Annotated in this window: 21 protein-coding genes; 16 read left to right on the top strand and 5 right to left on the bottom strand. The window is 67.4% G+C overall.

The genetic code is table 11. The annotated features are described in order from the left end of the window. The first annotated feature begins 74 nt into the window (after positions 1–74). From B1790_RS11790 to B1790_RS11825, 9 genes are all read left to right on the top strand, one after another. Positions 75–1,004, top strand: a complete 930-nt coding sequence (locus B1790_RS11790; RefSeq protein ID WP_158083809.1) for a LysR family transcriptional regulator — start codon at positions 75–77, stop codon at positions 1,002–1,004. Between the two features lie 209 nt (positions 1,005–1,213). Then, on the top strand, positions 1,214–2,812 hold the full coding sequence (locus B1790_RS11795; RefSeq protein WP_142271256.1) for an APC family permease: 1,599 nt from the start codon (positions 1,214–1,216) through the stop codon (positions 2,810–2,812). Then, positions 2,809–3,801 carry a hypothetical protein gene (locus B1790_RS11800; protein ID WP_079923399.1) on the top strand — a complete coding sequence of 331 codons (993 nt, stop codon included), beginning with the start codon at positions 2,809–2,811 and terminating at the stop codon, positions 3,799–3,801. The genes B1790_RS11795 and B1790_RS11800 overlap by 4 nt, the downstream gene beginning before the upstream one ends. Further along, entirely contained in the window at positions 3,802–4,845 is a 1,044-nt protein-coding gene (locus B1790_RS11805) for an aldo/keto reductase (protein WP_233165070.1), read from the top strand. Next, positions 4,838–5,701 carry an amidohydrolase gene (locus B1790_RS11810; RefSeq protein ID WP_142271257.1) on the top strand — a complete coding sequence of 288 codons (864 nt, stop codon included), beginning with the start codon at positions 4,838–4,840 and terminating at the stop codon, positions 5,699–5,701. The genes B1790_RS11805 and B1790_RS11810 overlap by 8 nt, the downstream gene beginning before the upstream one ends. Continuing rightward, the gene (locus B1790_RS11815) at positions 5,698–6,972 is read left to right on the top strand and encodes an aspartate aminotransferase family protein (protein ID WP_079923401.1); all 1,275 of its coding nucleotides are present in this window, start codon (positions 5,698–5,700) and stop codon (positions 6,970–6,972) included. The genes B1790_RS11810 and B1790_RS11815 overlap by 4 nt, the downstream gene beginning before the upstream one ends. A gap of 56 nt (positions 6,973–7,028) precedes the next feature. Continuing rightward, complete coding sequence (locus B1790_RS34275; protein ID WP_142271258.1) at positions 7,029–7,211, top strand: hypothetical protein; 183 nt, start codon at positions 7,029–7,031, stop codon at positions 7,209–7,211. Between the two features lie 3 nt (positions 7,212–7,214). After that, complete coding sequence (locus tag B1790_RS11820) at positions 7,215–8,639, top strand: amidase (RefSeq protein WP_079923402.1); 1,425 nt, start codon at positions 7,215–7,217, stop codon at positions 8,637–8,639. Positions 8,640–8,675: 36 nt separating this feature from the next. Then, entirely contained in the window at positions 8,676–9,122 is a 447-nt protein-coding gene (locus B1790_RS11825) for a hypothetical protein (protein WP_079923403.1), read from the top strand. Here B1790_RS11825 and B1790_RS11830 read toward each other — a convergent pair. Both B1790_RS11830 and B1790_RS11835 read right to left on the bottom strand, forming a co-directional pair. Further along, positions 9,112–12,009: an RND family transporter gene (locus B1790_RS11830; protein ID WP_079923404.1), complete on the bottom strand. Its 2,898-nt coding sequence runs from the start codon at positions 12,007–12,009 to the stop codon at positions 9,112–9,114. The two genes, B1790_RS11825 and B1790_RS11830, sit on opposite strands and share 11 nt — an antisense overlap. Then, the gene (locus B1790_RS11835) at positions 12,006–12,452 is read right to left on the bottom strand and encodes an MmpS family transport accessory protein (RefSeq protein WP_198951983.1); all 447 of its coding nucleotides are present in this window, start codon (positions 12,450–12,452) and stop codon (positions 12,006–12,008) included. The genes B1790_RS11830 and B1790_RS11835 overlap by 4 nt, the downstream gene beginning before the upstream one ends. Positions 12,453–12,676: 224 nt before the next feature. Here B1790_RS11835 and B1790_RS11840 point away from each other — a divergent pair, with 224 nt between their 5' ends. Beyond that, positions 12,677–13,366 (top strand): hypothetical protein, encoded by a 690-nt coding sequence (locus tag B1790_RS11840; RefSeq protein WP_079923406.1) that lies wholly within the window; start codon positions 12,677–12,679, stop codon positions 13,364–13,366. Between the two features lie 19 nt (positions 13,367–13,385). On the opposite strand, the gene B1790_RS34670 is transcribed toward B1790_RS11840, so the two are convergent. Together B1790_RS34670 and B1790_RS35640 are read right to left on the bottom strand one after the other, a co-directional pair. Continuing rightward, entirely contained in the window at positions 13,386–13,550 is a 165-nt protein-coding gene (locus B1790_RS34670; protein ID WP_158083810.1) for a hypothetical protein, read from the bottom strand. Between the two features lie 137 nt (positions 13,551–13,687). Further along, a complete protein-coding gene (locus tag B1790_RS35640; protein ID WP_255354829.1) occupies positions 13,688–13,819 on the bottom strand; it encodes a hypothetical protein in 132 nt (43 codons plus the stop codon). A gap of 209 nt (positions 13,820–14,028) precedes the next feature. Between B1790_RS35640 and B1790_RS11850 the strand changes: the two genes are divergently transcribed. The 4 genes from B1790_RS11850 (at position 14,029) to B1790_RS11865 (ending at position 17,885) form a co-directional block, all read left to right on the top strand. Continuing rightward, on the top strand, positions 14,029–14,790 hold the full coding sequence (locus B1790_RS11850; protein ID WP_079923408.1) for a GAF and ANTAR domain-containing protein: 762 nt from the start codon (positions 14,029–14,031) through the stop codon (positions 14,788–14,790). Positions 14,791–15,055: 265 nt separating this feature from the next. Beyond that, positions 15,056–16,144, top strand: coding sequence for a glycosyltransferase (locus B1790_RS11855; RefSeq protein WP_369832337.1), 1,089 nt, complete (start codon positions 15,056–15,058; stop codon positions 16,142–16,144). Continuing rightward, a complete protein-coding gene (locus tag B1790_RS11860; RefSeq protein ID WP_079923410.1) occupies positions 16,141–17,070 on the top strand; it encodes a hypothetical protein in 930 nt (309 codons plus the stop codon). The genes B1790_RS11855 and B1790_RS11860 overlap by 4 nt, the downstream gene beginning before the upstream one ends. Next, positions 17,067–17,885, top strand: coding sequence for a transglutaminase family protein (locus B1790_RS11865; protein WP_369832338.1), 819 nt, complete (start codon positions 17,067–17,069; stop codon positions 17,883–17,885). The genes B1790_RS11860 and B1790_RS11865 overlap by 4 nt, the downstream gene beginning before the upstream one ends. 6 nt (positions 17,886–17,891) lie before the next feature. On the opposite strand, the gene B1790_RS11870 is transcribed toward B1790_RS11865, so the two are convergent. Further along, on the bottom strand, positions 17,892–18,107 hold the full coding sequence (locus tag B1790_RS11870) for a hypothetical protein (protein ID WP_079923411.1): 216 nt from the start codon (positions 18,105–18,107) through the stop codon (positions 17,892–17,894). Positions 18,108–18,258: 151 nt separating this feature from the next. On the opposite strand from B1790_RS11870, the gene B1790_RS11875 reads away from it, so the two are divergent. Both B1790_RS11875 and B1790_RS11880 read left to right on the top strand, forming a co-directional pair. Continuing rightward, positions 18,259–19,410: a N(5)-(carboxyethyl)ornithine synthase gene (locus B1790_RS11875; protein WP_198951985.1), complete on the top strand. Its 1,152-nt coding sequence runs from the start codon at positions 18,259–18,261 to the stop codon at positions 19,408–19,410. Between the two features lie 45 nt (positions 19,411–19,455). Further along, complete coding sequence (locus tag B1790_RS11880; protein WP_079923412.1) at positions 19,456–21,267, top strand: bifunctional serine/threonine-protein kinase/transporter substrate-binding domain-containing protein; 1,812 nt, start codon at positions 19,456–19,458, stop codon at positions 21,265–21,267. Positions 21,268–21,331: the final 64 nt, after the last annotated feature.

Here is a 21,331-nt window from a genome sequence, read left to right on the forward strand (position 1 = left end):
CAATGACGAACACCGGCGACGATTATTCGCAGACGGCGAACAGTTGGCCGGACGGCCGAGTAGTCTTTCGCCGCATGACGCAGCCCAACATCAGTCTCCGCCAGTTGCGCGCGTTCCTGACCGTTGCCGAGCACCGCAGCTTCTCGCGCGCGGCCGAGCAGTTGTTGGTGTCCAACCCGTGGTTGAGCGAGACGATCAAGGACCTGGAACGCCAGCTCAAGGTGCAGCTGTTCGTCCGCACCACCCGGTCGGTGGAACTGACCGACGCCGGTGCGGTCTTCTCGCACCTCGTCGCCCGGGTCCTCGACGACCTCGACTCCGCCGTCAAGTCCGCGCAGCGGACGGCCGACCGGGACGGCTCGGCGTTGACGTTGGGGTACACGATCGGCGCCGGGCTGGAGGTCATCCCGTGGCTGCTGCGAACGTTCGCCGCCGAGTATCCGCAGCGTCTGCTGCGATCGGTGGAGTACGACTTCGCCGACCCCACCGCCGGTTTGCGTGACTCCTCGGTCCACGCCGCGATCATCCGGCCGCCGACCGGCCTTGCCGGTCTGACCACCTTGGAATTGGTCAGCGAGGACCGGGTGGTGTGCCTTCCGGACGGGCATCCGCTGGCGAGCCAGGACAGTGTGTGCGTCGCCGATCTGCTCAAGGAACCCATCATCGCCGCGCCAAAGGCGCCCGGTCCGTGGCGGGACTACTGGTTGCTCAGCGAGTACCGCACGACGCCTGCCCTGGTCGTCGACGAGGCCAGCACCCGCGACGCCGAGCTGCACCTCGTCGCCCGCGGCGTCGGCATCAGCGTGACTTCCGCTGGAGCGCAACGCTTTTACTCCCGGCCCGGGGTGGCCTTTCGGCGCATTCGAGACATCCCGCCGTGCGTGGTGGCGTTGGCGTGGTGGCCGGAGCACACCGCCAAGGTCGCCGATCTCGTGGCCATCGCCACCGGGTTCAGCGCCGTCGCCGAACAACTCAAGGCGGCCAACCGGCTCGCCATCCCGTGAGCATAGTTCGGGGCTACCGAACAATGGTCCGTCAGGTTCGTCATTGTGTCAGGCGGATCGCGGTCATACGGTCGACCCACTCCGATCGGTGGTGTCGTCGCAACGTTGCGTTGGCGTGATGGTCACCGAGTAGGTGTCAGCACATCCCCAGCCGCTACTAGATGCAGTGGCACTCCGGCCCGAGGGCCGCCGCACGAGAAATGGGAAGCATGACTTCACCGGCAGAACCAACGAGCCCACAGCCCAAGTTGCGGCGCTCCCTGGCGACCTGGGCGGCAATCTCGCTGTCCGTGGCCGCGATGGGCGCCAGCCTCGCCATCAACATCAACCCGCAGGGCGCAGGTGCGACCGTGGGCAGGGCCGTCCCGCTGACGTTCATCCTGGCCACCGTCGGAGTGCTGCTGGTGGCCTACGGATTCGCCAGAATCTGCAGCCGACTCAGCCACGCGGGCTCGGTGTTCGGCTTGACCGGCGTGACCCTCGGCCCGCGAGCCGGTGTGGTGGCCGGGTGGTCGCTGCTAGGCGCCTACCTGAGCTTCATGCTGACCACGTCGATGACGGCGGGCATCTTCGGCGCTGAATTCCTCCGTGGGCTAGGGCTTTACGAGACCACGCCCGCCATCGTGCCCTGGATCATCGCCCTGGTTTCGGTGGGCATCGCCACCCTGCTAGCCATCTCGCCGGTGAAGAAGTCGATGGCGACGCTGCTGTGGGTGGAGATCTGTACGACCGCTGTCATCGTGGTGATCGCCGTCGTGGTCGTCGTCCGCGTGGTCGGGGGTAGCGCTCCCGGTGGGCAGCGATTCAACCTCGACATGTTCAGCGTGCCGCCCGGCATTTCGACCAGCACGCTGTTCCTTGGCATCGTGTTCGGCTTCCTGTCGTTCGCCGGTTTCGAAGCGGCCGCCGCCCTCGGTGAGGAGACGACCAACCCGAGGCGGGCCATTCCGATCGCCATCTTCGGCGTGGCCCTGTTCGGCGGGCTCTTCTACATCGTGGGCACCACGGTCGAGATGCTCGGCTTCGGCACCGATGCCGCTGGGGTGGAGGCATTTTCGAAGTCGGCGTCGCTATTCGGCACGCTGGGTGAACAGTACGTCAGCCCGGTCGTCGGCGACCTGGTCACCTTGGGTACCGCGATCTCCGCGATGGGGTGCGCGTTGGCGACCGCTGTCGCCGCGTCACGACTGCTGTTCGCGCTCAACCGAGGGGCCTTCGAAAATCGCGGTTTCACGAAGGTCTCGGCCAAGTCCGGCACCCCGATCAGCGCGACGTTGTTCGTCTGCGGGCTGGCCGCGGCGATCATCGTGCTGATGCGGCTGTTGGTCACCGACACCGCCTTCGACCTGTTCGCGTGGTCGGGAACGGTTGGGACGCTGGTGCTCCTGGTTGCGTACGCACTGTTCTCCGTCGGTGCCTGGTACTACCTCTGCGTCCGCGCACCACGGCTGGGACACGAGGCCGCCGCCCTCGACTACGTGGTGCCGCTGCTCGCCATCGCGGTGATCGGCTACACCATGTTCCGCAACGTCTCGCCATGGCCGTCCACGGGTGCGGGACGCGCCAACATCGTCATTGCGACGGTATGGGTGATCACGATCGTCGTCGTCATCTTCGCCGCACCCAAGACGACGCGACGGATTGCGGAGTCGTTGAGCCGCGACGAGGGACTCACCGCGGACGCGGGCTACCTGGCCGTCGCAGTCGAGGCGGTCGAAGAGCAGCTGCATCGCGACCCGACCTCCGCTGGCACGCCGCGGGTGACCGGCGGCTTCCATGGCGAGACTCCGGAAGTTGCCAAGTCGTGACCCGCGGGACGACACATCTCGGCATCGACGACGACTGGACCTATCACGGCCTGCGGGTCGTCCGGATGCAGAACGAACACCTGGCCGTCGACGTGTTGCCCGAACGCGGCGCCAACATCTTTCGGGTCGTCGACAAGAAGCGTGACGTCGACCTGTTGTGGAAGTCGCCGCGGGTCGCCCCCCACGTCGCGGCGGTGCACGCGGACTTCGACGATCATTGGGCAGGCGGCTGGGACGACGCCTTCCCAGGGGGCCGGGCGTGCCGCAACCGGTACGGCGACCTACTGCCCTACATGGGTGAGGTGTGGACGGCACGGTCGGACTACCAAATCCGTTCCACTGCAGATGAAGTGGTGCTCACCACCACGGTTCGCACCCCGATCACGCCCGCCGAGCTGACCCGCACCATCACGCTGCGCGCCGATGAGCAACGCTTCACCCTCGGCTACACGTTGCGCAACATCGGCACGATGCCGTTCGACTACAACTGGGGAGTGCATCCGAGCCTGGCTCTGAGATCCGGTATGCGCTTTGACATCCCGGCCACCAGGGGCCTGGTCGACGAGGCCGGTGGTGAGCTACTCGGGCTCCCCGGCGACGAGTACGACTGGCCGATGCTGCGCGGACACGACCTGCGCCGCGCCGACGACGTCGACGTCGGAGCCTTTGCGTTGCACTATCTGACCGGGTTGACCGCGGGCTGGGTCGCCGCCACCGACGTCGCGGACCGCCGCGGTTTCGGGTTGTGCTTCGACCACGAGCTGTTTCCCGTGGTGTGGTTCTGTCTGGTCTACGGCGGATGGCGCGGCTATCACCAGGTGCTCATCGAGCCCTGGACCGGCTATCCCAGCCCGCTCGACGAAGCCGTCGCCGCGGGTCGGGCCCGTCTGCTCGGCCCCGAGGAAACCGAGTCGACCGAGGTCGTCGCCGTCGTCTACGACGGCGTTGCCGAGGTCGTCGACCTGCAGCCCGACGGAACGGTGCGATAGATGACGGTGAGTGATCCGGCGCGGGTCGTCCACGACACGATGGTGCAAGTCGGCAGAACCCCGCTGATGGTGACCGCCCTCGGCTTTGGGGCGACCGCCATCGGCGGCATGTACACCGAGGTCGGCGACGACGCCGCAGTCGACACCGTTGCGGCCGCGTGGGAGGCCGGAGTGCGCTACTTCGACGCCGCCCCGCAGTACGGGCGTGGCAACGGCGAGGTCCGGCTTGGCCGCGGACTGGCCGGGTACCGGCGCGAGGACTACGTGCTCTCGAGCAAGGTCGGCCGCCTGCTGCGCGCCGATGCCGATCCGCACCCCGACGACTTCGACTCCACCGGTCGCCCCTATGACGCCGGCGCACCGGATGTCGCGACCGTGTACGACTATTCGCGCGACGGCGTGCTGCGGTCGATCGAGGAAAGCCTCGACCGGCTCGGCACCGACCGCCTCGACATCGCCCTGGTGCACGACCCCGACGACTACGTCGACGACGCGTTGGCGACGGCGTTCCCCACTCTGATCGAGTTGCGGGACCAAAAGGTGGTGTCCGCGATCGGCGCCGGGATGAATCAGACGGCGGCGCTGGAACGCTTCGCTCGCGAAAGCGATCCGGACATGTTCCTGCTGGCAGGCCGCTACACCCTGCTGGAACAGACTGCGCTGCAGTCGTTTCTGCCGCTGTGCGCCGAACGCGGGATCGCCGTGGTGGCCGGCGGCGTGTTCAACAGCGGTCTCCTGGCCGACCCCGGGCCGGGGGCGCGGTACGAATACGACCCCGCCCCGCGCGAGATGGTGGCACGGGCGCACCGGCTCTTCGAGGTGTGCCAACGGCACGACGTGCCCCTCAAGGCCGCGGCGTTGCAGTTCCCACGGGCCCATCCCGCGGTCGTCGCGATCCTGACCGGCGCCCGCAGTCGGGCCGAGATCGTCGAGAACGTAAAGCTGTTCGACCGTCCGATCCCCGACGAGCTGTGGCGCGATCTGGTGTCGGAGGGGTTGCTCGACGAGAGCGCCCCCGTGGGGAACGACGTCGAGAGTGATTGACGCACACCATCATCTGTGGGACCCCGAGGTCGGCGACTACCCGTGGATGACGGGTGACTTCGCGGCCCTCCGGCGGCCCTACGACTTCGAAGACCTCCGGCCACACCTGGTGGCCAACGGCGTTGCGGGGACGATCGTGGTGCAGGTTCGCGCGGATCTGGCCGAGACCGTCGACTTACTCGAACTCGCCTCTCGCACGGCGGAAGTCGTGGGGGTGGTCGGATGGGTCGACCTGACGTCGTCGGACGTCGCGGGACAGCTGGACCTGCTGCGCAGTGGTGTCGGCGGTGAGCACCTCGTCGGGGTGCGCCACGGCGCGGCCGACGAACCCGATCCCGACTGGCTCCTCCGCGACGACGTCGACGCGGGAATGCGACTGGTGGCGGCGAGCGGGCTGTCCTTCGACCTGGAGATCACCCCTCGCGAGTTGCCCGCCGCCGTCGTGTTGGTGCGCAGGCACGCCGACGTTCGCTTCGTCGTCGACCATGGTGCCAAACCTCCCATCGCCACGGGATGGTCCCAGGGATGGGCCGACGGAATCGTTGCTCTGGCAGCGAATCCGAACGTGTGGTGCAAGCTCTCGGGTTTGGTCACCGAGGCGTCGTGGGACTCGTGGACGGTGGCCGACCTGCGGCCGTACGTCGACCACTTGCTCGCCGCGTTCGGCGCCGAGCGGCTGATCTTCGGCTCCGACTGGCCGGTGTGCGAACTGGCCGCGAGCTACGGCCAGGTGACGGCCGCCGCTACGGAGACACTCGCGACTCTCGATCCGGCTGATCGAGAAAAAATCATGTACGGCAACGCATTACACGTCTACCGACCACCCGGCATCGGCCCGAAGGAAGATCGCTCATGAACGGCGCCACCACCATTCAGCAGGACCTCCAAGAACGCGCCATGCGTGCGCTGGCGGGCGGTGTCAGCAGCAACACCCGACTGCTGAACCCGCACCTCATCGTCGAACGGGCCAGCGGCTGCCGGTTGTGGGACACCGACGGCACCGAGTATCTCGACTATCTGCTTGGTCAGGGTCCCAACTTCTTGGGCTACGGTCCGCCGCGGGTGGTGGAGAAGATCGTTGCGGCACAACACGACGGCATCATCTACGCGGCGACGCATCGTCGTGAGATCGAAGCCGCTGAACGGGTTTTGAGTGTCCTGCCGTGGGCGGATCAGCTGCGGTTCGGAAGTTCGAGCAGCGAGATGATTCAGGCGGCCATGCGGATGGCGCGCAACGCGACCGGACGGCGCAACGTCCTTCGCTTCCACGGGCACTACCACGGGTGGTTCGACAACGTTCAGATCCGCTCGGACGGTGATCGGGTCATGCCGGGCAGCCTCGGTCAGGTCCCGGACGCGCTCGATCCGATGCTGACCGTCGAGTGGAACGACGCCGAGGCGTTCACCGCCGCGCTGCGCGATCATGGCGACACGATCGCCGCGGTGGTGATGGAACCGATGATGCTCAACGCGGGAGCAATCGTGCCTGCCGAGGGATACCTGGAGCACGTCCGCGAGCTGTGCACTCGGCACGGCATCGTGCTGATCTTCGACGAGACCATCTCCGGCTTCCGGGTGGCACTTGGCGGGGCCGCCGAACGGTTCGGTGTGACGCCGGATCTGGCGGTCTACGGCAAGGCCATGGCCGCGGGGTGGCCGTGTGCGGCGTTGGTCGGACGGGGCGAGCTCTTCGCGGACGTGGCCACTGGTGCGCTGACGCACGCAGGCACCTTCAACGGAAACACCATCGCGACCGCCGCGGTGCTCGCGTCGCTCGACGAACTGGAAGATCGCAGCGTCTACCGTCACGTCGAGTCGGTGGGCAGCGCTCTGATCGACGGTCTCACCGAGCTGTTGACGCACCACGACGTGCCGATCAAGCTGCAGGGCTTGCCGATGGCCTTCCATGCCCGCTTCGACGTCGGTACCGAAGCCGTCACCCGGTACGCGCAGGTGCAGGCACTCGACGGGGAGCGCTACGGCCGGTTCGCGACCAAGCTGATCGCGGCAGGCGTGTGGGTGGCCTACCGCGGCATCTGGTACGTCTCGGCGGCCCACACGCTCGACGACGTCGACGAGACCATCAAGCGATTCGACACGGCGCTGGCCGACGTCGAGCACGACTGAGCCTTCACATCTGGCCACTGTCGTCTGACAAGGCGCCGTGTCGGCATACTGTCTCAGTGCGCCTGCCTGGATCGTCGACGACTGGGTGGCGCCGTTCGGCGATCGCGCCCGGGCTCCCTGCCAATGTCCCGGAGCCATCGCTGCCCGTGGCGGAGGCCCTCGCCCACGGCACCAAGGACGCTGCGCACGGCAGCCGCTTCGACCAGTTGGCGGGTCAGCCCGTGACGTTCGGGGCCTGACAGATGACCGATTCCCTGGTGATGCGCACCGCGCGGGAGCAGCTGCGTGGGCTCGAGGATCGCGAGTTCTCGGCCCGTGAACTGCTCGACGCCCACGTCGAGCAGATGGATCGGTTCAACGCGACGCTGAACGCCGTCGTGTCGCAAGACTTGGACAGGGCGGTCGACGCTGCCGCCGCGGTCGACTCGGCGCGCGCCGCCGGGTCGCCGTGCGGGCCATTGGCCGGACTGCCCATGTCGATCAAGGACACGCACGCCACGGCCGGATTGCGAACGACGTACGGCTCCAAGCTCTTCGCCGACAACGTGCCGACCGCCGACGACGAGATCGTCGGGCGGCTTCGCGCCGCCGGGGTAGTCATCGTCGGCAAGACCAACGTCCCGGAGATGGCCGCGGGGTCGCACACGTACAACCCGGTCTTCGGCACCACCGTCAACCCGTATGACACCAGCCGCTCGGTGGGCGGAAGCAGCGGCGGCGGCGCTGCGGCGCTTGCCGCGGGGTTCCAGCCATTGTCCGACGGCAGTGACATGGGCGGCTCGCTGCGCAACCCGGCGTCCTTCTGCAACGTCGTCGGATTGCGGCCGACGCCGGGCCGGGTGCCCGATCCGTCTGACGGGTTGCCGTTCTTTCGGTTGGCGGTGGCGGGTCCGATGGCCAGGACCGTTGGTGACGTGGGCTTGATGTTGTCGGCGATCGCCGGCCAGCACTCCGGGGATCCGACGTCGCTGTCGGAGGACCCGCGCCACTTCGCCGACGTCAGCGCCGTCGACCTGCGTGGCCTTCGGGTGGCGTGGGCGCCGACGCTCGGCGGGCGGATCGCGGTGGAGCCCGAGGTCCTGTCGGTGTTGGAGGACGCGGTGGCGGTGTTCGAGGCCGGGGGTGCCCAGGTCGACGTGGCGTGCCCCGACCTCGACGGCGCGGACTTCGTCTTCCGAACGCTGCGTGCCGCGGACTTCGACCTCGCCTGGGGTGACGTGCTGGAACGTCAGCCGCATTCCTTCAAGGCGGAGATCGCCTGGAATGTCAGGCAGGGCGGCAAGCTCGGCGGGCGAGAGGTCACCCGTGCGGTGGCGGAACTGGCTCGACTTCACCGGGCCGCCGAGCAGTTCTTCGACGGTTACGAAGTGCTGTTGGCCCCGGTGGTCCAGGTGGCGCCCTTCGACGCGTCGATCGACTGGCCGCACCAGATCGGCGACACCGCGATGGCGACCTACCTGGACTGGATGGCGGCGTGCTATCTGATTACCCCGCTGGGGGTTCCGGCCATGTCGGTTCCGGCGGGCTTCACCGAGCAGGGTTTGCCGGTGGGGGTGCAGATGGTCACCCGGGCGCGCAGCGAGTCCCGGCTGTTGGGGATCGCGGCCGCGTTCGAGGAGGCGACGTGGCATGGACGCCGCACCCCGCCGCTGCTTGACGTAACCTGATTAGCGGTACTACCTAGTCGGTGCGAGGAGGACGTCGTGGATCTCGGGCTGTGGGGTGTCCTGACCGTTCTCGCGGCGGTGGCGGGGTTGTCGTTCGCCGCCTGCGTCTTCGTCTACGTGCGGCGGTTGGAGGATCGCACGCCCGCTGCGCTTGGCGAACGGGTCGGCGCCCACAAGGCGATCCTCGCCAAGGTGCGCAAGGGCGAACCGTTGTCGCAGGAGGAGTTCGACTATGCGACCGAACTCGTCACCGACGCCCGGTCACCGCTCGCCCTGGCGATCCCCGCCACCCTGTTCTGCACCGGCTTCTTCTACGTGGTGGGTTGTCTCTACGAGCTCCACCTCTACGGCGGCGACCCGTCCTTCCGTACCTTCATCGGCGGCATCCCGATGCTGACGTCGATGAACATCGCGGTTCAGCTGCGCAAGGTCGCCCGGTTGAAGCGGAAGCTGGGGCACGTGCCGGAGGGTGTCAGCGCCTAACGGAGCTGACCGCCGGATCGCCGTCCTCCCACAGCGGCAGTTGACGATTCGAGTCGACCTTGGGCCAATTCCTGGCGGGGCGGGGGCGGACCACCTGCGGCCACCAGAACCAACGCCCGAGCAGCGCGGCGATGGACGGCGTCATGAACGACCGCACGATCAACGTGTCGAACAGCAGACCGAGGGCGATCGTCGTTCCGATTTGCCCGAGGATCCGCAAGTCGGCGAACACGAACGACGCCATGGTCGCGGCGAACACCAACCCGGCTGCGGTCACCACCGAGCCCGAGCCGGCCATCGCCCTGATGATGCCCGTGTTCAACCCGGCGTGGATCTCCTCCTTGAACCGCGAGATCAACAGCAGGTTGTAATCCGACCCCACCGCCAACAGCAGAATGATGGCCAGCGCCAACACGATCCAGTAGAGGTCGATGCCGAGCAGGTCCTGCCAGATCAACACCGACAGCCCAAACGAGGCGCCCAGCGACAGCGCCACGGTACCCACGATGACGAACGCGGCCACCAGCGAGCGGGTGATGAACATCATGATGAGCAGGATCAGACTCATCGCCGCGATCGCCGCGATCATCAGGTCGTACTTGGCGCCGTCCTGAATGTCCTTGTAGGTGGCGGCGGTACCGGCGAGGTAGAGCTTGGATCCCGCCAACGGCGTGCCCTTGACCGCTTCCTGCGCCGCGTGCCTGATGCCGTCGATGTGCGAAATCCCTTCTGGCGTCGCAGGATCACCCTCGTGGGTGATGATCATCTGCGCGGCCTTGCCGTCGGGGGAGAGGAACAGCTTCAGCCCACGAATGAACTCGGGGTTGGTGAACGCCTCCGGCGGCAGGTAGAAGGAATCGTCGGTCTTGGAGGCGTCATAGGCCTGGCCGAGGGCCGTCGCGTTCTGCAGCGACGCCGCGGACTGGTCGTTGATGCCCGAGTTGGTCGCGTAGTTCGTCATCGTCAGGTCGCGGTTGGTCTGCTGATTGGCCAACTGAGGTGGGAAGAGCGCGAGCAGTTTCGGCTGCAGCGCGTCGAGCTTGGCGATGCTGCCCGCGACGTCACCCAGCTGATCGGTCAGTGCGTCGATGCCGTCGAGCGCGTCGAATATCGACCGCAGCGCCGCGCACACCGGAATGTCGAAACAATGTGGCTCCCAATAGAAGTAGCTCCTCAGCGGCCGGAAGAAGTCGTCGAAGTTGGCGATCTTGTCGCGGAGGTCTTGCGCGGTGGCGACCGTCTGCTGGAACGCCTTGGCCTGCTCGTCGGTGACCTCGGCGGACTGTTGCTGCAGCGCGTACTGCTCACGGAGCACCCGGACGCCGTCGTCGATGGTGGCGACCTGCTTGAGGAGATCGTCGGCGCGGGCTTTCTGGAAGGGCAGGTTCTGGATTTGGGCCGAGCTGCCCGCGCTGATCTGGAACGGGATCGAGGTGTGGTCCAGCGGCGTCCCCAACGGTCGGGTGATCGACTGCACCTGCGCGATTCCGTCGGTGTGGAAGACCGCCTTGGCGACCCGCTCGAGCAGGATCATGTCGGTCGGGTTGCGTAGGTCGTGGTCGGCTTCGACCATCAGCAGTTCGGGGTTGAGGCGGGCCTGGGAGAAGTGCCGCTCGGCCGCCGCGTAGCCGACGTTGGCCGGTGCGGTGGCGGGGATGTAGGGGCGGGCGTCGTAGCTGGTCTTGTACGCAGGCAGGGCGAGAAGGCCGATGAGGGCGACGGCGATGGTCGCCACCAGGATCGGTCCTGGCCAGCGCACGATGGCCGTGCCGATGCGTCGCCAGCCCTGGGTGTTCAGTGGGCGGGCGGGTTCGAACAGGCCAAAGTGCCGTCCGATGGACAGCAGCGCAGGCGCCAGCGTCAGCGCGGCCACCACGGCGACCAGGACACCCGTTGCGGCGGGCACGCCGAGGCTCTGGAAGTAGGGCAGCCGGGTGAAGGTCAGGCAGAACACGGCGCCTGCGATGGTCAGACCAGACCCAAGGATGATGTGCGAGGTCCCGCGGTACATGGTCGCGTAGGCCGTCACCCGGTCCTCGCCGACGTGGCGCGCTTCGTGGTAGCGCCCGAGGATGAAGATCGCGTAATCGGTTCCCGCCGCGATGACCAACAGCGTCAGCAGGTTGGTCGAGTACGTCGACAGCTCGATGATCCCGGCGTTGGCCAGGACGGCGACCACGCCGCGGGACGCGGTCAGCTCGATCATCACGGTGAACAGGACGAGGAACACCGTGGTGAGGCGGCGGTAGATGAAGAACAGCATGAGGGCGATCACCCCGAGGGTGATCAGGGTGGTCTTCAGCGTGCCTTGCCTGCCGACCTCGAACTGATCGGTGACCAGGGGAGCGGCGCCGGTGACGTAGGCCTTCACCCCGGGCGGTGGCGTCGACCGGTTCACGATGTCGCGGATGGAGTCGACGGATTGGTTGGACAACGACTCGCCCTGGTTGCCGGCGAGGTTGACCTGAAGGAGCGCCGCCTTGCCGTCGGAACTCTGGGAGCCGGCCGCCGTCAGCGGATCGCCCCAGAAGTCCTGGACGTGTTCGACGTGGGTGGTGTCCTGGGACAGCTTGCGCACCAGGTCGTCGTAGTAGTGGTGGGCGTCGGCGCCGAGCGGCTGGTCACCCTCGAGGACGATCATCGCCGCACTGTCGGAGTCGTACTGCTGGAACTTCTTCCCGATCTCCTTGCTGGCCTGCAGCGACGGCGCGTCCTGTGGGCTCAGCGAGACGTTGTGGGCTTCGGCGACCTTCTCGAGCTGCGGCACGAAGACGTTGGTGGCGACGGCCAGCGCCAGCCAGAACAGCACGATCAGCGGCGAGAACCGACGGATCGCGTGCCCCGTCCGATCGGTTCTGGTGGTGGTCTCGGCGTGGTGGGTGCTCATCCGGATTTGTCCAGGCAGTAGGTGTAGGCGTTCAGCGTGTTCACCGTTCTCTCGTCCTTCACCACGTCGTCGATCTTGATGCGGCAGCCGAGTGTGCTGCTGTCACCCTGGGCGGCGACGTTGACGAAGACCGACGGCTGGGTGGTCGTCGCGTCGTAGGCCCACGGCAGCGGGACGGCGTCGGCGCGCTGCGGTTGGGCGTTCACGTCCAGATAGGTGATGGTCGCGACCGTGCCGGGTGGGCCGAACACCTCCAGGACCACGTGTTTGGGGTTGAACGGGACGATTTCGTTGGCGCCCGCGCTGGGCGTCGAGACCACGTCCTGGGAGGCGAAGACGGCCTGCAGGCGGTACACCGCGAAGCCCGCAATGGCCACGACGACGACGGCCACCAGTGGCATCCACCGTCGGCCTAGTCGTCGTCCGATCGAAAGCCTTTGCAAGCGTGACCCTTTCGGCGTGCGGGGACATGCGGACGGCGGCAGGCGCTCTCGAACCGGCGGTCGTTAGATCAACTAGGTTGACAGTACGATACGGGACCGTACGCCGCAACGAATACCTGCGCAGCGCATTCACCGGCGCATTCGGCAAACGAATTCATTTACAGATCACGATTGAATCTCGGAAAGATTACTGTTTAGGGGTCGAGACCTCGTAAAGTGCTCTCGTGGGCAGACACCAGCTGGTCAAGCAACGGCGTAGACCGCCGCTGCTTCTGGCTGCCGTCATGGCCTCCCTCGCCGTCGTCGCGACCGCGGGCGCAAGTCCCCAACCCGTTGCGGTCGAGGTAGCGGCGGAATCGGCCGCGCCGACTCCGGCCTCGCCGTGCTGCCTCGAGGTCGTCGCCGCGTCGGAGGAGGCCGACGCCCACGCGGCGCTGCCGGTCAGCATGGCGTTGTTCTCGTCGGCGTCGCCCGCCCGCACCGCGGCGGCGCCCGTCGCGGCGTCGCGGTGGCGGGTCGTCGACGGTTACCGGATCCTGCCGAAGGGCGTGGCTCCCGAGGCCGGGCTCCAGGTGAAGACGATCTTCCTGGCTCGCAGCCTGAGCGTGGTGTTCCCCGAGATTCACAGCATCGGTGGCGTCCGTGCCGATGCGCTGCGGTGGCATCCGAACGGACTGGCCCTCGACGTCATGGTGCCCAACCCGAGTTCACCCGGGGGCATTGCGCTCGGGAACCGGATCGTGGCGTACGCGTTGCAGAACGCGGCCCGGTTTGGACTACAGGATGCAATCTGGCGCGGCGTCTACTACACGCCGAGTGGGCCGCAGAATTACGGAGCCGCCCACTTCGACCACGTGCACTTGACGACGTTCGGTGGGGGATATCCCACCGGTGACGAGATCTATTACCGCTGAAGGTGATTGGGCCCGAACGTCAGGCGACGACGGCCACCGGTACGAGAATGGGAAGCGCCAGGTGCACCGGAGCGGCGGGGCCGATCGAGCTGATGCACGCATGCGTGAGGTGTCCGAACGGGTGATCGCAGACCGAACACCCCTCGTCGCCGGCGGTGACGGAGGCGTCCCGTGAGCTAAACATTCCGGTGATCCAGCGCCCCATACGAACTCCCCCGTTTAGCAAATCCATCCCAGATATGGGACAAACTTAGCTGCCAGCAACGGTGACGTCAATCACCGTTTGACGTCGGCCGTGACTCGATCCGGGCGCGCCCAGGATCAGCGCTTCTTGCGGATGGCGTCCTCGGTAGCCGAGGTGGTGTCGGCCTTGGTGCGCTTGTCGGCGCGCTTTTCCTTCAGCGACTTGCCGGCCTTCTTGGACATCGCGGATCGTGGGGACTTGTCAGACATCGGTGGCCCTTTGCGTTGGGGGCCTGAGTGGTCCCGATCCCACGACCATACGCTCGCCACGTGTCGACCCACCGCGGCGGCGCCGAAACACGTTCTCCGGCAACGGGTTTTACCCATGGTTCGGGTGGCGCATCGGTGGGGGCGTCGCGGGCATAGTCTGGAGGTCGTTCTGCTGCGGTTCGCGGCACTCCACGGCTGGCAGGTAGGGCATGACGGAAGTCACGGCATCCGATGCCGACGTCGCCGACCTCCGGGCCGGAATAGACGCCTTGGCGGGTCTCCTCGCGGGCAGCCTCGGCCTGCCCGAATTGCTGGAGCAGGTGGCGGCGTTCACGTGCCGGGCCATCCCAGGGGCCGACGGCGCCGCGGTGACGCTCTTGCGGGTGGACGCCACCGACACTGCGGTGGCAGCGCTGGCTGCCAGCGCCCCGTTCGTCGCCGCGATCGACGAAATCCAGTACGTGACGCTCGACGAGGGGCCGGGAATCACCGCGGCCCGCGATCGACGTCCCGTGCGATCCGGTTCGTTGGGCGGGGAGAAGATGTGGCCGAGGTTCGGCCCACGGGTGGGCCGAATGGGTGTGCACAGCGTGCTGGCGTTGCCGCTGCTGCTGCCGGACCGCGTGGTCGGGGCCATCACCGTCTACTCCTACGGCAAGGACGTCTTCGACGACCACGCCCAAGAACTGGGTGAGCTCTTCGCGAGTCCGGCGGCGGCCGCCGTCCACAACGCCCAGGTGCTCTCCGAGGCCTTGACGCTCAACGCCCAACTGCAGCGGGCCCTGTCGTCGCGCCCCGTCATCGACCAAGCCATCGGCATCATCCGTGCCCGCACCGGGCGCACCGCCGAGGACGCGTTCGTCCAGTTGCAGGGGATGAGCCAGAGCGAACACCGCAAACTGGCCGACGTCGCAGCGGTCGTGGTCGACGAGGCCGTACGCCGAGCGCAGGCCAGAAACAAAACGCCCTGAGAATGGCCCATCAGGCCCTCTAGCTGTGGGAATGGTCAACACGGGGCAGGTCGGAGCACGTCAGGGGTGGTAAAGTCGGGGTCGTTGGGACCCCAACCAGTCCGGGATCGAAGACAGCTGTCCGCCGCTGTTCTCCAGGAGCATCCGCTCACGCCGGGCACTTCGGTGACATCCGCCAGTCGGGACCACCTTGAACGTTCCAACCCGTTTTCCGTCCTTCATCGGCCACATGGCGCCGGAACGACGCTTGAACCCAACCCTCGGGATGCTCACGAGCTTTCCGCCGACGCCGTGTGGCCTTGCCACGTTCAGCGCAGGGTTGGCCAACGGTCTGTCCACCAACGGATCAGACGTCGGAGTGATTCGCGTTGCCGATGGTGCCGAGCCGACGAGCAAGGCGGTCATCGGGGAGTTCGTCAACGGTTCGTCCGCATCGGTCAGCGCGAGCGTCGAACTGCTGAATCAGCGTGACGTCGCCGTCATTCAGCATGACTACGACGTCTTCGGCGCCGAGATCCTCGACGTCGTCGAGGACCTGCGGGTCCCGACCATCGTCGTCGCCCACAAAGTGCTCAAACATCCCACGCCGCAACAGCGTTCGGCGATGGAGACCCTGGTCGCCAAGGCAGACCGGGTCGTCGTCATGTCACGCGCGGCCAACGAGCGGCTGTGCGCCGACTACGCCGTCGACCCCGGAAAGGTCGTCACGATTCAGCGCGGCGCGACGCTGCCGACGGTGGCCCCGCTGAAGCGCTCGGGCAGGCCGACGCTCCTGACGTGGGGCCTGATGGGTCCCGGCAAGGGTGTCGAGCGAGTCATCGACGCCATGGGCGGGCTCAAGGACCTGCGCGGCCAGCCGCGCTACCTCGTCGCCGGTGCCACCCACCCGAACGTGCTCGCCGCCGAGGGCGAGGCCTACCGGGAATCCTGCGTCGAGCGGGCCAGGGCTGCCGGCGTCGCAACCGCGGTGAGCTTCGACTCCATCTACCGCAGCACCGCGTCGCTTTCGGCGCTGATCCAGACGTCGGCCGCCGTGGTGTTGCCGTACGACTCCACCGATCAGGCGAACTCCGGCGTGCTGGTCGACGCGCTGGCCGCGGGCCGGCCCGTGGTTGCCACCGCCTTCCCGCACGCCGTCGAACTTCTTGGCAGCGGAGCGGGCATCGTCGTCGACCACGACGACCCGGAAGCGTTGGCAACTGCGTTGCGCCGCATGCTGACCGACCCGCGGATGACCGGTGACATGGCCGCGGAGGCGCGGCGTTTGGCGCCGTCGATGGGCTGGCCGGTAGCCGCGACCGCGTACCTCGCGCTCGCTCGCCGCGTCGTGGCCGATCGCGCGGCGATGGTATGACCGAGTCACTCGTCTCACCGCTACCCGTCTTCGACCACCTGCTGCACCTCTCGGACCGGCGGGGCACCTTCGAGCACGCCTTGCTGACCGAGCCCGAGCGCAGCGGCGGTTACCGCACCGACGACATGGCTCGGCTGCTGGTCGTCGCCACCCGTCAGCCGGACCCGGACGGCGCGGTGAACGGTCTCGCCGGTCTCGCGGTGAGATACCTCAACGAGGCTCAGTCGTACGCGGGTCCGTGCCGTAATCACATGGACGACAAGGGCAACTGGGTCGACCAGCCGTCTCTCGAGGTGTGGTGGGGCCGGTGCCTGTGGGCGCTCGGCACCGCCGCCGCGCACAGCAGCGTCGGTCTGGTCCGTCGGGTCGCCGTCATCCAGTTCGAGCGCGCAGGCAAGGTGCGGTCGCCATCTCCGCTGGCGATGGCGTACGCCGCGCTTGGTGCTGCCGAGGTCCTCTCGGTGGAACCCGACCACGCGATCGCCCGCGCCCTCCTGACCGCCTACGCCGACTCCGAGTCGGCCGCGCAGACCTCCGGAGCGGCCGTCATGGCCGAGGCGATGATCGCCGCAGGCACCACGCTGGAGCGGCCCGCGCTGTGCCAGCAGGGTTTGGACCTCTTGAACCGCTTGCTCGACGACGCGGTGGTCGACCGTCAACCCGCCGCCGTCGCCGAGATGTCGGACGCCTGCACCCGGGCGGCCGGCGTCGACGCCAGCCCGAAGTGGCCGGACGCCGTCCGCGCGGCCGCCGCCTGGTTCGAGGGTGCCAACGATTCCGGTGAGCCGATGTGGGATTCGCAGACCGGCGGCGGCTACGACGGTCTCGGCGTCGACGGCGTCGACCGCAACCAGGGGGCCATGTCCACGTTGGCCGTGCTGTCGACGATGCAGAACGCGCAACGCTTTTCGACCGTCGCTGAATGACGGTCGACGTCATGCGGCGCGAGGTGGCCTGCGGACTCGACGTCGACGTCACCGCACCGACCACGTTGGAATTCCAGGTCGCGATCGCGCCGCATCCGAACACCGAGGTGTGGGAAGCGTTGACGTTCATGCTCGACGGCGAGGCCGTGCAGGCCAAGGAGATCAGCGGCGAGCACGGCAACCGGATCCACCAGCTTCAGGTGTCCGGGGGCAACCTGCAGGTGACCTACTCGGCCACCGTCATCGGCCAGACCGACCCCGCCCCGGTGACCGACTACGACCTGTCGCGGTATCTGCGGCCGACCCGGTACGCCGAGGCCGACAAGTTCTACGGTTTCGCCGCAACGGAATTCGGCGGTTACGCCGACTCGGCCACCGTGTTGGAGCACGTGTCGTCGTGGGTGGGCAGCCGGCTGAACTACGTGCCGGGGTCCAGCGATCCGATCGACGGGGCGGTCGACACGCTGCTCGCCGGCGCCGGGGTGTGCCGGGACTTCGCCCACCTGGTGGTCGCGCTGCTGCGTGCGGTCAACGTGCCCGCCCGCGTCGTCGCGGTCTACGCGCCGGGGCTCTATCCGATGGACTTCCACGCGGTCGCCGAGGCGTTCGTCGACGGTCAGTGGCGCGTCGTTGACGCGACGTTGCTCGCGCCGCGACAGAGTTTGGTGCGGATCGCCACCGGGGGCGACGCCGCCGACACGGCCTTCCTGGTCAACCACAAGGGCGCCATCACCCTGAACTCGATGTACGTCACGGCGATCGTCGACGGGCTCTTGCCGCGCGACTCGATCGACCAGCTGGTGTCGATCCGCTGACGCCGGTCAGCCGTCGGTAGCGGGACGGGTGTCGTGCTGGGCGCGCACGTCGTCGCGGTGTTGGACGATCTTGGCCTCGGCGGCCATTTCCCCGACGACGGTGGCGTCACCGAGAAGTCGGCGATCGGAGCGGAACTTGCGCGAGAAGATCGCCACCACGCCGGCGAGGGCCAGCACGACGAGAATCGCGACGACGATCAGAACGATCGAATTGGTGGTCATGAACGGCGCCTCGAATTCTTGATAGGTCTCCAGTAGACGCGGATATCGAGGAGGTGTCAATTTCGTTGACACGTGGGCGAAATGGGATCGGCGACGGCTGGTCGCGTACGGTCTAACTACCGAGTCGGCATCCCGGCTTCGGGGGATGACCATGCCTCGGGAGGGCCACGTGAGCGAACTCAAGCTCGGCGTCATCGCACGTACGCACAAGGAGAACGAGCACCGGCTGCCGATCCATCCGGAGCACCTCGACCGCATCGACAAGAGCGTCGTCGGGCAGATCTACCTCGAGCGCGGCTACGGCGAGCACTTCGGAATCTCGGACAAGAAACTGTCGCGTTCGGTGGCTGGCCTGCGATCGCGCGAAGAGCTGATCGCCGAGTGCGACGTCATCCTGTTGGCCAAGCCGGACGCCGGCGACCTCGCCGAACTGCGTGACGGGCAGATCCTCTGGGGTTGGCCGCACTGCGTGCAGGACGCGGAGTTGACGCAGCAGGCGATCGACCGCCGCCTGACGTTGATCGCCTTCGAGGCGATGAATCTGTGGCGCAAGGACGGCTCCTTCAAACTGCACGTGTTCCACAAGAACAACGAGATGGCCGGCTACTGCTCGGTGCTGCACGCGCTGGAGATCATCGGGTCGACCGGCACCTACGGGCGTCGCCTGCGTGCCGCGGTGATCGGCTTCGGTGCCACGGCTCGCGGGGCGGTCACGGCGCTGAACGCCATCGGCGTCCACGACATCGACATCCTCACCAACCGCAACGTCTCCGAAGTGGCGTCGCCGATCCACTCTGCGGAGATCGTGCAGTTCGAGTCCGATGAGCAAGGCTCGAGTTTCGCGCTCACCGACGACGGCCGGGTGCGGCTGGCGCAGTACCTTGCCGAGCACGACGTCGTCGTGAACTGCGTGCTGCAGGACCCCAACGCGCCGTTGGTCTTCCTGCACGAGCCCGACCTTGAAGCGTTCCGGTCGGGGAGCCTGTTCATCGACGTATCGTGCGACGCCGGAATGGGTTTCAGCTGGGCGCTCCCGACGTCGTTCGACGATCCGACGTTCATCGTCGGCAACAACATGACGTACTACGCGGTCGACCACAGCCCGTCCTACCTGTGGAACGCCGCGACGTGGGAGATCAGCGAGGCGTTGATCCCCTACCTGTCAACGATTCTCGCCGGGCCGACGGAGTGGGACGACGACGAGACGGTGCGTCGGGCGATCGAGATCCGCGACGGGAACATCGTCAATCCCGACATCCTCGCCTTTCAGCACCGCTCGCCGGAGTATCCGCACGTGCGGTAGCTTCTATCGACAGCCACGGGGGTGGCTGCCGCCAAGGAGTAGACGGTGGACGCGACGTCATTTGGGCACTATCAGCTGCGCGAGCTGCTTGGCCGCGGCGGCATGGGCGAGGTCTACCGCGCCTATGACACCAGGACCGACCGCGTCGTCGCGCTCAAGGTACTCCCACCGCACATGGCCCAGGACAGCGTCTTCCAGCAGCGGTTTCGCCGCGAATCGCAGGCCGCGGCCAGTCTGAACGACCCGCACGTGGTGCCGATCCACGGGTACGGCGAGATCGACGGCCGGCTGTACCTGGACATGCGGCTGATCGACGGCAAGACCCTCGGGGACATCCTCGCCGAGCGGGAGGGACCGATCGACACCACGCTGGCCGTGGAGGTGGTCGAGCAGGTCGCCACCGCATTGGACGCCGCCCACCAGGAACAGTTGATCCATCGGGACGTCAAACCGTCCAACATTCTGCTCACCAAACAGCAGTTCGCCTATTTGATCGACTTCGGTCTGGCGCGCACCGCGGGCGAGCAGGGCATGACGACGGCGGGCAACACGCTCGGCACGTTGGCGTACATGGCGCCGGAGCGATTCGACGCGGGGCAGAGCGACCCACGGTCGGACGTCTACGCATTGGCGTGCGTGCTGTACGAGAGCTTGACGGGTTCGCGGCCGTTCCCCGCGGACAGCCTGGAGCAGCAGATCGCGGGGCACATGGTGCAGGCGCCGCCGCGGCCGTCGGCGTTCGACCCGCGACTGGCGGCCTTCGACGACGTGGTCGCCAAGGGGATGGCCAAGAAGCCGGCCCAGCGGTATCAGACCGGCGCCGAGCTGGCCGCCGCCGCCCGCCGCGCGCTGAATGCGCCCGTGCGGGGCAGCGGCCGCTCCGGCCGGCATTCTGCGCGCCGGGTTCCGACCCACGGCGGGTGGCGTCCCTCGCGGACGATCGTCGCGGTGGTCTCGGCGGTGGTGTTGATTGCTGCGGTCGGCACGTTCGGGGTCGTGCAGTGGCGCAGTGGATCCGGGCCGGATGACCCCAGGCAGGCGGCCGTCGAGGACAGCACGGCACCGGCGGATCCGAGTCTGCGGGCGGGCGCGGTGCCGTCGATCGCGGCCACGGTGCCCGCCGACATCCGGCAGTCCGGCCGGTTGGTGATCGGCATCAACGTTCCCTACGCCCCCAACGAGTTCAAGGATTCGCAGGGGAACATCGTCGGCTTCGACGTCGACCTGATGAACGCGATCGCGCGAACGTTGGGTCTGGAGGCCGACTATCGGGAGACGGCGTTCGCCAGCATCATCCCGTCGGTGCAGACCGACAACTTCGACGTGGGGGCGTCGTCGTTCACCGACACCGCCGATCGTGAGAAGGACGTCGACTTCGTGACGTACTTCCAGGCGGGCAATCTGTGGGCGCGCCGCGCGGGGACGTCGGTGGAGCCGTCGGCGGCGTGCGGCCTGAAAGTCGGTGTGGCCCAAGGCGGTTTGCAGGAGACCAAGGAGATCCCTGCCAAGAGCGACGCTTGTGCGGCGGCGGGGTTGTCGCCGATCGACATGGTGGTGTTCACCCGACAGGACGATCTGACCAAGGCGTTGGTGGCCGGCGAGGTCGACGCGATGTCGGCGGATTCGCCGGTGACGGGTTTCGCGGTGAAGCTCAGCGCCGGTGTCCTTGAGACGGCCGGTGAGGTGACGGATTCCGCGTTCTACGGCTGGCCGGTGGCCAAGGGGTCCGGCCTGGCCGAGTCGTTGAAGCAGGGGCTGGAGCAGCTGATGAAGACGGGCGAGTACCGGACCATCGCGACCCAATGGGGGATCGAGAAGGGCTTGATCGACGCCCCGGTGATCAACGGGGCCCGCTAGCGGCGGCCCAGACCCGCTCTGGGAGTTGATGTCACGGGTTATATCGAGTCTGGCCGGGTATGGC

This window comes from Mycobacterium sp. AT1 (assembly GCF_002043095.1).
In the GTDB taxonomy this organism is placed as follows: Bacteria; Actinomycetota; Actinomycetes; order Mycobacteriales; family Mycobacteriaceae; genus Mycobacterium.

Coding starts and splice junctions, on each gene's coding strand:
- B1790_RS35640 (WP_255354829.1), bottom strand. CDS start 13,819: ATGTCTGACAAGTCCCCACGATCCGCGATGTCCAAGAAGGCCGGCAAG.
- B1790_RS11790 (WP_158083809.1), top strand. CDS start 75: ATGACGCAGCCCAACATCAGTCTCCGCCAGTTGCGCGCGTTCCTGACC.
- B1790_RS11820 (WP_079923402.1), top strand. CDS start 7,215: ATGACCGATTCCCTGGTGATGCGCACCGCGCGGGAGCAGCTGCGTGGG.
- B1790_RS11860 (WP_079923410.1), top strand. CDS start 16,141: ATGACCGAGTCACTCGTCTCACCGCTACCCGTCTTCGACCACCTGCTG.
- B1790_RS11830 (WP_079923404.1), bottom strand. CDS start 12,009: ATGAGCACCCACCACGCCGAGACCACCACCAGAACCGATCGGACGGGG.
- B1790_RS11815 (WP_079923401.1), top strand. CDS start 5,698: ATGAACGGCGCCACCACCATTCAGCAGGACCTCCAAGAACGCGCCATG.
- B1790_RS11875 (WP_198951985.1), top strand. CDS start 18,259: ATGCCTCGGGAGGGCCACGTGAGCGAACTCAAGCTCGGCGTCATCGCA.
- B1790_RS34670 (WP_158083810.1), bottom strand. CDS start 13,550: ATGTTTAGCTCACGGGACGCCTCCGTCACCGCCGGCGACGAGGGGTGT.
- B1790_RS11805 (WP_233165070.1), top strand. CDS start 3,802: ATGACGGTGAGTGATCCGGCGCGGGTCGTCCACGACACGATGGTGCAA.
- B1790_RS11855 (WP_369832337.1), top strand. CDS start 15,056: ATGCTCACGAGCTTTCCGCCGACGCCGTGTGGCCTTGCCACGTTCAGC.
- B1790_RS11795 (WP_142271256.1), top strand. CDS start 1,214: ATGACTTCACCGGCAGAACCAACGAGCCCACAGCCCAAGTTGCGGCGC.
- B1790_RS11850 (WP_079923408.1), top strand. CDS start 14,029: ATGACGGAAGTCACGGCATCCGATGCCGACGTCGCCGACCTCCGGGCC.
- B1790_RS11870 (WP_079923411.1), bottom strand. CDS start 18,107: ATGACCACCAATTCGATCGTTCTGATCGTCGTCGCGATTCTCGTCGTG.
- B1790_RS11865 (WP_369832338.1), top strand. CDS start 17,067: ATGACGGTCGACGTCATGCGGCGCGAGGTGGCCTGCGGACTCGACGTC.